15 protein-coding genes and 1 tRNA gene are annotated in these 11,880 nt (G+C 43.7%); 4 read left to right on the top strand and 12 right to left on the bottom strand.

Translation table 11 applies throughout. The annotated features are described in order from the left end of the window. Window positions 1-61: 61 nt before the first annotated feature. Entirely contained in the window at window positions 62-1,033 is a 972-nt protein-coding gene (locus CJD36_RS09505) for a DUF4476 domain-containing protein (RefSeq protein WP_161499260.1), read from the bottom strand. A gap of 203 nt (window positions 1,034-1,236) precedes the next feature. Here CJD36_RS09505 and CJD36_RS09500 point away from each other — a divergent pair, with 203 nt between their 5' ends. Further along, window positions 1,237-1,527 (top strand): hypothetical protein, encoded by a 291-nt coding sequence (locus CJD36_RS09500; RefSeq protein ID WP_105038892.1) that lies wholly within the window; start codon window positions 1,237-1,239, stop codon window positions 1,525-1,527. A 3-nt stretch (window positions 1,528-1,530) separates the two neighbouring features. Further along, window positions 1,531-2,628 carry a lipid-A-disaccharide synthase gene (lpxB, locus tag CJD36_RS09495; RefSeq protein ID WP_105038891.1) on the top strand — a complete coding sequence of 366 codons (1,098 nt, stop codon included), beginning with the start codon at window positions 1,531-1,533 and terminating at the stop codon, window positions 2,626-2,628. 61 nt (window positions 2,629-2,689) lie between these two features. Here the strand turns inward: lpxB and CJD36_RS09490 are convergent. Beyond that, window positions 2,690-2,765 (bottom strand) — tRNA-Ala (locus CJD36_RS09490). Between the two features lie 64 nt (window positions 2,766-2,829). Between CJD36_RS09490 and CJD36_RS23405 the strand changes: the two genes are divergently transcribed. Then, on the top strand, window positions 2,830-3,000 hold the full coding sequence (locus CJD36_RS23405; protein ID WP_170067822.1) for a DUF6728 family protein: 171 nt from the start codon (window positions 2,830-2,832) through the stop codon (window positions 2,998-3,000). Window positions 3,001-3,068: 68 nt separating this feature from the next. On the opposite strand, the gene CJD36_RS09485 is transcribed toward CJD36_RS23405, so the two are convergent. From CJD36_RS09485 to CJD36_RS09440, 10 genes are all read right to left on the bottom strand, one after another. Continuing rightward, entirely contained in the window at window positions 3,069-5,816 is a 2,748-nt protein-coding gene (locus tag CJD36_RS09485; protein WP_105038890.1) for a DUF7619 domain-containing protein, read from the bottom strand. A gap of 1,112 nt (window positions 5,817-6,928) precedes the next feature. Continuing rightward, window positions 6,929-7,297, bottom strand: coding sequence for a sulfite exporter TauE/SafE family protein (locus CJD36_RS09480; RefSeq protein WP_105038889.1), 369 nt, complete (start codon window positions 7,295-7,297; stop codon window positions 6,929-6,931). A 13-nt stretch (window positions 7,298-7,310) separates the two neighbouring features. Next, entirely contained in the window at window positions 7,311-8,027 is a 717-nt protein-coding gene (locus CJD36_RS09475; RefSeq protein ID WP_105038888.1) for a rhodanese-like domain-containing protein, read from the bottom strand. Window positions 8,028-8,029: 2 nt separating this feature from the next. Continuing rightward, window positions 8,030-8,479 carry an OsmC family protein gene (locus tag CJD36_RS09470; protein ID WP_105038887.1) on the bottom strand — a complete coding sequence of 150 codons (450 nt, stop codon included), beginning with the start codon at window positions 8,477-8,479 and terminating at the stop codon, window positions 8,030-8,032. 10 nt (window positions 8,480-8,489) lie between these two features. Continuing rightward, window positions 8,490-8,747, bottom strand: coding sequence for a hypothetical protein (locus tag CJD36_RS09465; protein ID WP_105038886.1), 258 nt, complete (start codon window positions 8,745-8,747; stop codon window positions 8,490-8,492). Then, entirely contained in the window at window positions 8,744-9,061 is a 318-nt protein-coding gene (locus CJD36_RS09460; RefSeq protein ID WP_105038885.1) for a rhodanese-like domain-containing protein, read from the bottom strand. The genes CJD36_RS09465 and CJD36_RS09460 overlap by 4 nt, the downstream gene beginning before the upstream one ends. A gap of 5 nt (window positions 9,062-9,066) precedes the next feature. Then, complete coding sequence (locus CJD36_RS09455) at window positions 9,067-9,345, bottom strand: rhodanese-like domain-containing protein (RefSeq protein WP_105038884.1); 279 nt, start codon at window positions 9,343-9,345, stop codon at window positions 9,067-9,069. After that, complete coding sequence (locus CJD36_RS09450) at window positions 9,342-9,566, bottom strand: hypothetical protein (protein WP_105038883.1); 225 nt, start codon at window positions 9,564-9,566, stop codon at window positions 9,342-9,344. The genes CJD36_RS09455 and CJD36_RS09450 overlap by 4 nt, the downstream gene beginning before the upstream one ends. Window positions 9,567-9,637: 71 nt before the next feature. Beyond that, window positions 9,638-9,844, bottom strand: a complete 207-nt coding sequence (locus tag CJD36_RS09445; protein ID WP_105038882.1) for a YgaP family membrane protein — start codon at window positions 9,842-9,844, stop codon at window positions 9,638-9,640. Window positions 9,845-9,915: 71 nt separating this feature from the next. Beyond that, entirely contained in the window at window positions 9,916-10,521 is a 606-nt protein-coding gene (locus tag CJD36_RS09440) for a Crp/Fnr family transcriptional regulator (RefSeq protein WP_105038881.1), read from the bottom strand. 209 nt (window positions 10,522-10,730) lie between these two features. On the opposite strand from CJD36_RS09440, the gene CJD36_RS09435 reads away from it, so the two are divergent. Then, complete coding sequence (locus CJD36_RS09435) at window positions 10,731-11,741, top strand: LLM class flavin-dependent oxidoreductase (protein WP_105038880.1); 1,011 nt, start codon at window positions 10,731-10,733, stop codon at window positions 11,739-11,741. The last annotated feature ends 139 nt before the right edge of the window (window positions 11,742-11,880 follow it).

Genomic DNA, 11,880 nt, shown 5'->3' with positions numbered 1-11,880 from the left:
TTTTATATGCCCGAAAGGGTAATGTCTATTTTGGTTTAGCTATCGCTTGGTATAAAGTTAATTACTGGGCTATAAATTCATTCAACTCCGTTTTGCTGGCGTCGAACGAAAATACATTGGCAACTTTAAAATAGTTAGCTCTATCGGTAGTTTTTGAATAGGCAAATTTAGCGAAATCTAGTTTTGACGCCTCATAAGAGAACATTTTGCATATAGCTATTACCTGGTCGGTAGTTACGCAGTTGGCAGACAATATGCTCTTAGCCGTAGACAACTTGGTGTCTTCAAAAGATGCATTACCAATAGTCTTCTTTGCATCACTAAAGCTGTTCATATCCATAGGGTATCCACAGCCTGCACGCGCTGGCGGTGGCGGTGGTGCATCATTGTATCCTCCGCCCGATGTAGTTGTAGTACGTGTTGTTGTAGTGGTAACCGATGAATTCTGGCTGTAAGATGAATTCATGCCATCATTTACATTCACATTCATGTTCAGTCCGCCGCCATTTACACCATCACCTACATTTACATTCATACTCAGTCCACCACCATTTACATTTACCGATGCGCCAGTAGGGTTAGAGGTAGTTGTTGTATATGTAGTTTGTGTAACAGACGTTGCGTTGCCAACAGGTGCCGCCTGACCATAATGCACGAAATACATATCGGCAGGAGGATTGTAAGCTACGGGAACAGGTGTAGCACTGAAATAGCGAAGTTTCAGCTCGCCATCTTTTGTTCTCTTTATTTTGTAGGTCACATCTGCCCAGTCGCTGGTGGCAGGGTCTTTTACCGGAATGTTTTTAGAAATTTCCGGCTTGCTCTTGTCTTCGAAGAGAATTCTTGCGGAGTAATATTCACTGGACAGCATATCTACGCGTACATTAGTTTGTGCTGCGGCATTTTGTTTTACACCATTCAGAACCAGGAAAAAGCGATCGCCATCTTCAGAGAAAATGGTAATACAACCCTGTGCAAATGATACTATCGGTGCTATGGCGACCAGTAAGCTAAATAGTAGTTTTCGTTTCATAATACATTTGTTTTGTGTGTGCAAGATTAATAAATTTTGTTTAACGTTAGCAATTTTTCTCTCATAAATCAACAAGCGTGCCAAAAAATTTGGCATTAACCGACAAGCTATGTGCTGCAAATTGAGGTGTATTTAACATCCGCTATCCGCCCACGCTAATAAATAGACCCGCACACTTTGTATATTGCACCATATTTTTAATTATGAAATTGAATAGTCCGATTATAGGATTTTTGATAGGCCTTGTGGGGCCCTTCATTGGTTTGCTGATCATGAAATATATATGGTTCAGGCATGATGAAATGGGTGATTACATAAACAGGTTGATTACCAGTAAAGACATTACATTCAAAGTATGCTCGCTAAGCCTGCTGGTAAACCTGGCTCCGTTCATATTTATGAACAGTAAGCGCTACGACCATGGTGCAAGAGGGGTATTTATAGCCACCATGCTCTATGTAGTATTTATTGTATTGGTAAGATACGTGTGGTAAATTATGCGCTACTACCTTATAGCCGGAGAGGCCAGCGGAGACCTGCACGGAAGCAACCTGATAAAGGCGCTTCATAAGCAAGACACCAACGCAGATATACGCTGCTGGGGTGGCGACAGCATGGAAGCCGCCGGCGCTACGTTGGTAAAGCACTACAGAGAGCTGGCGTTTATGGGCTTTGTAGAAGTGATCATGCACCTGCCCACCATCTTGAAAAATATAGACACCTGCAAAGCCGATATACTTGCTTATAACCCCGATGTGCTGGTGCTCATAGACTATCCCGGCTTTAATATGCGCATCGCCGAATGGGCTAAAAAGCGGGGCATAAAAGTAGTCTACTACATATCGCCACAAGTATGGGCATGGAAAGAGAAGAGAGTGATAAAACTGAAGAGAGATGTAGACAAGATGCTGGTGATATTGCCATTTGAAGAAGACTTTTATAAAAAATGGAACTATACGGTTACCTACGTAGGACATCCGCTTATAGAAGTGGTGACCGATGAAAAGAACAAACCTGTTTCTAAACCTTTGTCAGACAAACCCATAATCGCATTGCTGCCGGGCAGCCGCAGTCAGGAAATAAAGGCCAAGCTACCGGTTATGTTGCAAATGATCCCACATTTTCCGCAGTATGAATTTATCATAGCGCAGGCTTCTGCCCAGCCCGATAGCTTGTATGCCGAGCTAATGGGTAATACAAAAGTAAAAATGGTAAAGGCCGACACTTACAACCTCCTAAGGCAAAGTGCAGCCGCACTGGTAACAAGCGGTACCGCCACACTGGAGACCGCCCTGTTTGGAGTGCCTGAAGTAGTCTGCTATAAGGGCAATGCCATATCCTTCTGGCTGGCAAAGAAGCTGGTAAGCATAAAATACATATCGCTGGTAAACCTGATAATGGATAAACCGGTAATAAAAGAGCTGATACAGGAAGACCTTAATGAAACCTCACTTAAAGCAGCACTGAATGAGCTACTCTATGATGACACTTATAAGCAAGCATTGCAAAAAGACTATGCAGAACTGTGGCATAAATTAGGCAACACACATGCATCTACAAAGGCCGCACAAGAGATAATAGGTCTTATCTCTTAAAATTAACCCTGCAGACAATACTAGACTAAAAACAAAAAATCACCCGAAGGTGATTTAAAGCTGGTGGAGAATACCGGATTCGAACCGGTTACCTCTTGCATGCCATGCAAGCGCTCTACCAAGTGAGCTAATTCCCCGATGGGCTGCAAATATAATTATATCCCTGAATAATCCCGTAACTTTATTTCAAAATGGACGATCATGAAAAACGGCGTTTGGAACCAGATTCTCACATATTTCTATATCCGTAAAAGAGATCCTTCCGATCCGAAAAATATCAGTATCAGCATGATGCATGGCATGAACCGCATTTCGCTATTCATGTTCTTAATCGCCATTATTGTTATGTTGGTGCGCTTATTCAAGCACTAATAAGACAACGCACGTAAGGGCTGGGCTCGCCCTGCAACTGGCCGGTTCTCTTTGAGACCCATTAACCCCTACTCCTTCACAACCTTATGCACCGATCGTGCACCATCTTTATCTGTAAGGGTAATAAGATATATGCCCGAAGCCAGGTTGGTTACATTAACCTGATTGTCGCCCTTTACCAATTCACCACGCTGCAGCGTTGCGCCCACAATATTGGTTATGGAGAAGTGCGTAGCTGCGGCAGCATCAATATGTAGTATGTCGGTAAATGGGTTGGGGTAAAGTGTAGCGGAAATATCCTTCTTCACCTCAGGCACGCCCGTAGGCCAGCACCCACCTATCTGGTTATGCTCCTCATTGGTCATCACAACTGCGTTATAGTCGAAGTAGATGCCCACGCGGTTCATAATGTCAGTACCATCTATAAGGCCTGCATTGGTATTAATGGTATAGATAAATGCACCATCACATTCGCCATGGTGGCTGCTATCCAGCAGATTAATATTGGGAAAGTCGAACCGGGCTACCTTATAGCCATCATGGCTCTGTATGTCTATGTTCATTACGTGAGAAGCCATGACCATACGCAATGAGCTGGCATTGACATAAGCCGGCAAGGTATCAAATACGTAGATGTTATGGGCAGTATCATTACCCGTGTTCTCAAAGTGGATAGTGTATTTCAATTGTGTAGGGAGGGTTCCTGAAGTAATACAATTAGGTGTGACCTTAATGAAGTTAGGATCGCATGATGCTTTTACTGTGTCTACAAAAATGATAGTATTGTTTGCCGGATTGATGTCTCCCGATGTTGGCGTTACTTCTATATGTGTTTGTACAGTGTCGCCGGGTGTAAGGTAACCTGTGGCAGGGTTTATTAATACATAATAGAGATCAATGGGAGCAGCGTTAGAGGATGATAATGCTGCCAGATTCCAGGTAACGGAATTGCCTGAAGCACTTGAAGGAGAGGGGCTGGCATTTCCCGAAAAAATGTACTTAGGACTAAAATATAGTTTTACTGTGGCGTTGACTGGCAAGCAGCCATCATTTGCAACATAAATATCACCCCACTGGTCTCGTATTCCAGTTACCGGAACAATAGCATTCACAGACAGATCCAAATTAGTAGCCGTTAGGCAGGAAAGACCAAAATACTCCACTGGGTAGGTAGGGACTATTGCCTGAATTGTATCAGAAATAATACCCCCGGAAGGACATGTTACAGCCATTACACCAGGAATCATGTGAAAGCTATATATATCCCCCGGCGAACAGTAAGCATTATAGGTAAACCCGCTTGTTGCAGAAAGTGTATCTATGGGAATTCCATTAGAATCAACCTGTGTGAGTGATGGCTTTCCATAAAGAAGTTCAGAAGCATCCCGAATACCATTTCCGTTTGAATCGGAGAAAATAGCAACAGGCAATGATCTGCAAAACTCATAAGAATAATTATAGGACATCGAATCTTGCACTACTGCACCTTGATATAGAAGTTGCCGGATTGTATAGACACCGGAATGGGGATAAGTATGGCGTATTATAGTGTATCCGCCCCCCATGTAGCCGGAGGTAATAACGGAAGAATCTGAACTTCCGTCGCCAAAGTATGTTCTAATACTCCTTCCTGAAATGAAGTGTGGGGTGTTTATTTTAAGCTCGGGCCCGTTACAAAAATGTTTTATCGACACAAACATACTGTCAAATACACTGCTTCCCGGGCTGCCATACATCGGCAGAAATGAAAATCGTCGTACCTTATCTGACTGGTTAGAATAATAAACATAGCTATTATTGGCATCGATACAAATCAAATACGGATCAACGAAAGCATTCATTGCAGGGACTCCTTCACCCATATATGCTCCTAGCGTTGTATCTGCCCCGGCTATAGTATTGATTAGTCCTGTCAACACATTTACACGTCTTATCCTGTTTTGAGACCGCTCTGCAATAAATAAGTTACCCATCAGATCGGCCGTGCAACTGTGTACACCTAACAACAGAGCATTGGTCGCCAATACTCCTTCAGCAAGCGAAGTGCCTCCTCCAGCAACAGTAGTTATTATATTGGTCATAGCATCTATTCTTCGCACCTTACTTCCCGTTGACGATACGACATATAAGTTGCCGGCCTGATCCATTGATATACTCTTAATTGAAAAAGAAAGTGTTGCTGCGGTTGCCAATCCCCCGTCACCAGCGTCACCACCGCTTCCATTGCCGGCTACTGTAGTAATAAGTCCGCTAATGGCACTTACTTTATATAATTTATAATTGCCCCCGGAATAAATATTTCCTGAAGCGTCAACATATACGCACAGAGGATAAAGTTGGTGAGATGTAGCTGGCACACCATCAAGGGTAGATGTTCCGCCACCTGCAACTGTAGTAATGATGCCGGTAATTCCATCAACTTTACGAACTCTCAGATTCCCGGCATCAGCTATGAAAATATCTCCGGTGTTATCTACAAATACACCTTGCGGGTAGCTTAACTGCGCAGCTGACGCCGGACCACCATCACCAGAAAAGCCGGCGACGCCAGTACCTGCAATGGTGTGAATAAGTCCTGTACTAAAGTCAACCTTTCTCACCTTATTTTGAGCACTGTCTGCAATGTAAATATTACCTGCGTTATCTACGCTTACACCTGCGGTAACTGTAAAATCGGCTGAAGTAGCAGGAACCCCATCAAATGTAGACGTGCCACCACCTGCAGCAGTAAACACATTCCCGGCCTGGCAAAATGCAAGTTTAGAAGGAAATAGGATTGACAAAACCAGACCGAAATGAAGTATTACTTTTTTCATAAAAAAGGCTCAACGCAGTACAAATTAAACAATTTTAACAATAGTGTGCACATAAAAATTTGGAAAACGTTCATAGATCTGAATTTCCATACAAGCTTCCAGACTACTCCTTAACCTCCTTTTGCACCTTTGGTGCAACTATATGTTTTGAATGCAGCATTTTGAAGGCTTACTGGTATAACCTAAAAAAACGGGCATCATGTCTATCTTTCAATCATGTTGATCATGGTTCAGACAACCATCAAAAAAACATATCCACAGAAAAAAACACATCTCAAACCCTTACCCACAAAGCGTTTCAGCCGATTTTTTCGCAAATTTTGTGAATATCTTTATTTCATAAATTCATTTCCCTATATTAATTTACACCCGATTTATGATCCGTCTTCCTACGCTCAGGTTTACACAGAGTTCACCGAAGCGAAGGACGGCAAGATCTTTGACATATGAACCTTATCACAATATAGCCATATGATCTTGTAGGGGCTGAAAATTTTCAGCCCTGCGCACGACCAACTAAAATCGGGTATCAGGAAAATCTTTTGATCTTTCAAATCCTGGTTCAGACGAAAAAGTAGCATATAAAAGTGGCAGTATGTGGCAAGAAGTGGCAGAAAGTAGCAGTTTGTTAAAATCCGCTGAAAACCAAACCCACAAAGCACTTCAAACAAAACGTCAATAGCGAAACTGCCACTTTTACGAAAAACTGCCACTTTTTGAACGCTTAATTCTATTTAAGTTCCTGGAGACTCTGTCGCGAGAGTTAGCGTAGCACTCTCGTGACGAATTGATTTGACGGGTCTCTGACCCGACGCATCGACTATGCGCACTGTGGCATTAAACAAATTCAGGGATTATCTAACCAACATGTAAACCTATTTACGGACGAGGCAGACGATGCATGTAGGGGCTGAAAATCTTCAGCCCTGCAAAAGCGGAAGAAACCGGAAAAAAGTGGAAGAAAGTGGAAGTTTTTGGAAATTTGTTAAAACACACCGAAACCCTTATCTATCAATACATACAGCCCAAACACACAAAACAAAACTTCCGTAAACAAGAAAAAACTTCCACATTATTAATATCACCCTAACACCTGCTCTTATGAAACACAGTTACTTACTAAAAAACATCTTCACGGCAATAGCCACAAGTAATACTGCAAATATCTTTTTTACCAGCTCAGCAGGCAACGCTATAGCCAGCTTTGAGCCAAAGAAGCCACCAATGATAAAAGCAGCGGCAATGACCGCTGCAAATTTTATGTTCACATAACCTTCTTTGTAATAATTATAAACCGCAAGAATACCAATTGGCGGCAGCATAATGGCAATACTCGTGCCCTGCGCCATCTTTTGATCCATGGCCAGCATCATTACCATCATGGGTATCATCACCACACCGCCACCAAGGCCTATCATACCGCTGAGTATACCGGCAGTAAGTCCTATAAATATCAATATGAAGAAAGTATTCGCAGCCATGGCAGTAAATGTTTTACAGCTGGGTTTCGGTAAGCAATTGTGCCTCTTCTATGTAGCCTTCGTGTTTCCACACCAGCTGACCGTCTTTATATAGCTCCAGGTAGGGTATGCCTTCTATCTTCTTCTGGGTAAGCAGAATAGGATTCTCGTCAGCATCAATTTTCAGCAGGATCATTTTATCCTTTTTCTTCTCTGCCAATCCTTCCAGAATGGGATTCATCTTCTTACAAGGACCACACCACTTAGCATTATAATCTACCAACACATAACCCTTTGCCACTTGCTTTTTCAGATCTTCTTCACTCATGCCCTCGGTAGTTGGCGCACTGCCCACCTCTACAGGTTTGCCTGCAGTCTGCCACTTCATCATACCGCCATCCATGTTATACACTTGCTTAAAGCCCAGCTCCTTCAGCTTATCCGCGGCCCTGCTGCTTCTTCCGCCCGATTTGCAATACACAAACACTGGCCTTGTTTTCTTCAATGAGGCTATCTGCTCGTTAAAGTCTTTAGCCTCGATGTTTATGTTACGTGCATCCTTCAGGTGGCCGGCGTTAAACTCTTCGGTAGTTCTTACATCTACCAGTTGTTCGTCAGGCAGCTCAGCCATCTTCTTTTCATACTCCTCAACGGGTAGCGTAGTATTTACAAGCGGGCCTTTATAATCATCTTTGCAGGCAAACAGGGTTGTAAATGAGCAGAGTAAAATAACAGACAGAATGCGCTTCATAATTAATTTTTAGAACCAGAAATGTTGATCTCGGGGTTAAAGATGATCTTTGATCTTACAGAGTTGGAGATCAGGCAATTGGTTTCAGCTTTGCTTAATACCCGCTCAGCTTTTGCTCTTTCACTTTCGTCCGCAACTGTTACCACCGGGTGTAAAGTTACTTCACTCATCATATATTTCCCGTCGACAAGTTCTAATTTTCCTGATGCGTGCGAAGAAAAGTCCACGAAAGCCAGCTTTGAGTTCTCTGCTATTGATAGAAAAGTGGTCATCAGGCAGCTATTTACTGCAGCGGTAAACAGGTGTTCCGGCGACCATATCTTATCCACTCCACCCGGAAATTGAGGTGGTGTAGCCACCATTATCTCCGTTTCCAGCTCATCAGAATTCATAATGCCTACTCTGCCGGCGCTCCACTTTACATCTACATTATAACTATGCTCTATGCTCATGATCGTTGTTTTATTTTACTTCTTCGTACTCTATTTCTTTGGTTGGCTCCTCCCTGTTGAACTTCCTGCCCCGCGGTGGTGTATAACAGGCACCCGATCCGCAGCAACCCGTATTGGTAACCGCCTGATAGAGGAAAAACCCGCCAAACAGCCCTACGGCCCAGTCTTTGCTTTGTATGCCCATCCCTACCATCCAGATACCTATGGCCAACCGCACAATTCTTATCAGCGACCAGTTAGTGAGCAGCGACTCTTTTATGCTGCTCATTTGTCGTACCTTTTAAGATTGCTCCAGCTGCCGCCATTGTGCACTTCTTTAAAGCCTGCAGATAACAATGTGGCTCTTGCAGAACTGCTTCTCATACCCGATGCACAACAAGTGATGATGGGTGTATCCTTCTTTAGTTTACCCATCTGCCCCTGCAGGTTGTTCAGCGGAATGTTTACTGACCTGTTCAGGTGGCCACCGGCATATTCACCCGTGGTGCGCACGTCTATGATTATAGCACCGTTTGCCAGCAGTTCACCAAGATCCGCCTTTTGACCACCCATTCCGAATAACTTCTTTATTGTTTCTATCATGATTGTTAGTTGTTTGTATGATAATTGGCATCCAGCCAGGAGCCGCCATTGGTGCACCCTACGCCATTGTCTTTAAGAAAGCGGGTAGCCCTGGTACTTCTTGCTCCCGATGCGCAGCAGAGTATAATGTGCTTATCGCTCTTCAACTCTTCTACATGGTCCTGCAATTCACTTACAGGAATATTGATACTCCCTGCTACATGTCCGCCCATAAATTCTTCACGTGTGCGTACGTCTACTATTACGGAGTTACCCGATTTCAGTAGTTCAGATATTGTATTCATTGTTGTTGATTTTCTTGTTTAGACATGTGCTTGCCGGTTGTAAGCAGGCTAAAGGCTGTAGCACCCATCAGCATGCCGTAAAGGGTGCTGTTCAGTGGCTTAGAGGTAATTAAACATTGGCCGGAAGCACAACCCACAAAATACCAGTAACACCATCCGGCCAATGCCCCTATTATTGCTCCCGAAATTTCCAGCTTATATCTGCTTAATATCTTTTTCACTTGTTGCTATTTTACACTGCAAATATCCACTCACTCCACACCTTGTTCAGGAACATTTGTTGGATAAGCGATTATTTTTTTTTGCCGCGGGTGTTGATACCGAATGGCAGGTATAACGGACAGGTGCTGATAAAACTGGTGAGCAGGAATATACCGGCAAGAACCAACAATACTGCGGCAGCAGTGCCGGTGATAATGTGTGCAAAGTATAAGGCAATTACGACCATCGCTATTATTACCCTGATGATACGATCTGCGCTACCCATGTTCTTTATCATAACTATTTGTTTTTGTTACAACAAAGCTACAATGCCGCAAAACCCTGCTCGGGAACATTTGTTACATAAGCCTAAATCAGTTCTATAGTGTTCCTGCCCAGCTTCACCAACTCCTTTTGCTCCATAGTACGCAACAACCTGCTCACCGCCTCGCGATGGGTATGCAACTCATCTGCCACCTGCTGGTGCGTAATAGCCAATGTATTAGACCCGGTAGCACGTGCGCGCTCATTGAGGTAGTGCATCACCTGCTTGTCCATATTGTTGAAGGCAATAAGATCTATTACCTCTATCAGCTCCGCAAATCGTTGACTATAAGTGCTGTTCACAAACGTTTTCCATTGGTCATATTTCATCCAATGTTCTACCATGTCTACCGGTATAAGCAATACCTCAGTATCATCTTCGGCCACAGCACGCACGGCGCTCTCTTTATGTGCTTGGCAGCAATTAATGGCCATAGCGCAAGTTTGCCCTGGGTATAAGTGATAGAGAAATATCTCCTTGCCTTCATCATTCTCGCGGATGATGCGTAGCACCCCGCTTTGCACTATTGGTATGAACACGATCTTATCGCCCGGAGACATCAGTACCTCATCTTTGGCAATGCTCTTGGTACGGGTGACTCTGCTTATTTCTGCAAGTAAGGCCGGATCGGTAAAAATGGAATTATTCATTGATTATACGTGTCTGCAACAAATCTAATGATATACCGCTACTCTTCGCATTGATTGCAGCGAGCATGATAAAGATCATACATCAGGCTATGGTGATTTAACATTTCAAAGGCTATAATAAGGGCTATACAAAAGTATAGCTGCAGTTGCAGCATTGCCATAGAGGGTAACTTTGCATAACTCCATTATCAGTGGAGTAAAACCACAATATGAAACAGATAAAACTAGGTATACTTGATCAGTCGATAGTGAGGCATGGCACAACCGCGCGTGAGGCGGTAGAAGAAACGATTAGTACGGTTAAACTGGCGGAGCATTTGGGCTATAGCAGGTTCTGGATATCAGAGCATCATAACTCTACCTTCATTGCCGGCTCTGCTCCCGAGGTGCTGATGGTGAAACTGGCCGATGTAACCAGCCATATACGCATTGGGTCAGGCGGTATAATGCTGCCAAATCATAGTGCCATTAAAGTAGCGGAAAACTTCAGAATGCTGGAGACACTTTTCCCAGGCCGTATAGACCTGGGTATGGGCCGGGCGCCGGGTGGTGATCGTATCACCGCATCGCTGCTCAATCCTTCTAATGATTTTAGCGAGGAAAGCTATCTGCGCCAGCTGGATCATCTGCAGCGATTCTTTACAGATACGGCAGCTACGCAACATGGCCGCATACTGGCCGTACCGCAGGCCGATACTATACCCATGCAATGGATACTGTCATCGAGTGGCGGTAGTAGTGCAATAGCTGCACAGTATGGCATGGGGCTGGCGATTGCCAAATTCATTAACGGGCATGTTACGCCCGATGTAGCTGAGCTATACCGCAGGCAGTTCAAGCCATCGGCACAGTTCCCCGAACCCCAGGTTATGCTTTCCATATCTGTATTGTGTGCAGATACTGAAGAGAAAGCGGATGAGATGCGCAAGTTCATTGACTACATTCTGCTGCAATTTGAGATGGGCAACTACGACAACTTCGGAGATTTTGAAGCCATAAAAGACTACCGGTTTTCACCTATGGAATTGCAACGCATACGTGGCAATAGCGGTCGTATAATATCAGGTACCAAAGAACAGGTGAAGGCGCAGCTAACGCAACTGGCCGAGGACTTTGATGTAGACGAGATCATACTATCGTGCATGAGCAGCAATGCAGCCGATCGTAAACGTTCATTCGAGCTACTCGCGGAAGCATTTGAATTGCAATCGCAGATGTGACAACTTTTCAAAAGTTGTCACATCTTACAACAGTAAATGCAATTACAAGCCGGATATAAACTGTCCGGCTTTGTTGTGCACAACTGTTAAATAAAATAAAAATAAAACCTAGAGTACACAACGTACGAAATATATCCTA

The sequence above is a fragment of the Flavipsychrobacter stenotrophus genome, from assembly GCF_002954265.1.
GTDB lineage: Bacteria > Bacteroidota > Bacteroidia > Chitinophagales > Chitinophagaceae > Flavipsychrobacter > Flavipsychrobacter stenotrophus.
This window is presented reverse-complemented; position numbering and strand designations above follow the sequence as displayed.

Bases quoted from the DNA above. Each gene is read 5' to 3' on its own strand.
- lpxB (WP_105038891.1), top strand. From the start codon at position 1,531: ATGCGCTACTACCTTATAGCCGGAGAGGCCAGCGGAGACCTGCACGGA.
- CJD36_RS09435 (WP_105038880.1), top strand. From the start codon at position 10,731: ATGAAACAGATAAAACTAGGTATACTTGATCAGTCGATAGTGAGGCAT.
- CJD36_RS09500 (WP_105038892.1), top strand. From the start codon at position 1,237: ATGAAATTGAATAGTCCGATTATAGGATTTTTGATAGGCCTTGTGGGG.
- CJD36_RS23405 (WP_170067822.1), top strand. From the start codon at position 2,830: ATGAAAAACGGCGTTTGGAACCAGATTCTCACATATTTCTATATCCGT.
- CJD36_RS09445 (WP_105038882.1), bottom strand. From the start codon at position 9,844: ATGATAAAGAACATGGGTAGCGCAGATCGTATCATCAGGGTAATAATA.
- CJD36_RS09480 (WP_105038889.1), bottom strand. From the start codon at position 7,297: ATGGCTGCGAATACTTTCTTCATATTGATATTTATAGGACTTACTGCC.
- CJD36_RS09485 (WP_105038890.1), bottom strand. From the start codon at position 5,816: ATGAAAAAAGTAATACTTCATTTCGGTCTGGTTTTGTCAATCCTATTT.
- CJD36_RS09470 (WP_105038887.1), bottom strand. From the start codon at position 8,479: ATGAGCATAGAGCATAGTTATAATGTAGATGTAAAGTGGAGCGCCGGC.
- CJD36_RS09465 (WP_105038886.1), bottom strand. From the start codon at position 8,747: ATGAGCAGCATAAAAGAGTCGCTGCTCACTAACTGGTCGCTGATAAGA.
- CJD36_RS09455 (WP_105038884.1), bottom strand. From the start codon at position 9,345: ATGAATACAATATCTGAACTACTGAAATCGGGTAACTCCGTAATAGTA.
- CJD36_RS09460 (WP_105038885.1), bottom strand. From the start codon at position 9,061: ATGATAGAAACAATAAAGAAGTTATTCGGAATGGGTGGTCAAAAGGCG.
- CJD36_RS09440 (WP_105038881.1), bottom strand. From the start codon at position 10,521: ATGAATAATTCCATTTTTACCGATCCGGCCTTACTTGCAGAAATAAGC.
- CJD36_RS09505 (WP_161499260.1), bottom strand. From the start codon at position 1,033: ATGAAACGAAAACTACTATTTAGCTTACTGGTCGCCATAGCACCGATA.
- CJD36_RS09475 (WP_105038888.1), bottom strand. From the start codon at position 8,027: ATGAAGCGCATTCTGTCTGTTATTTTACTCTGCTCATTTACAACCCTG.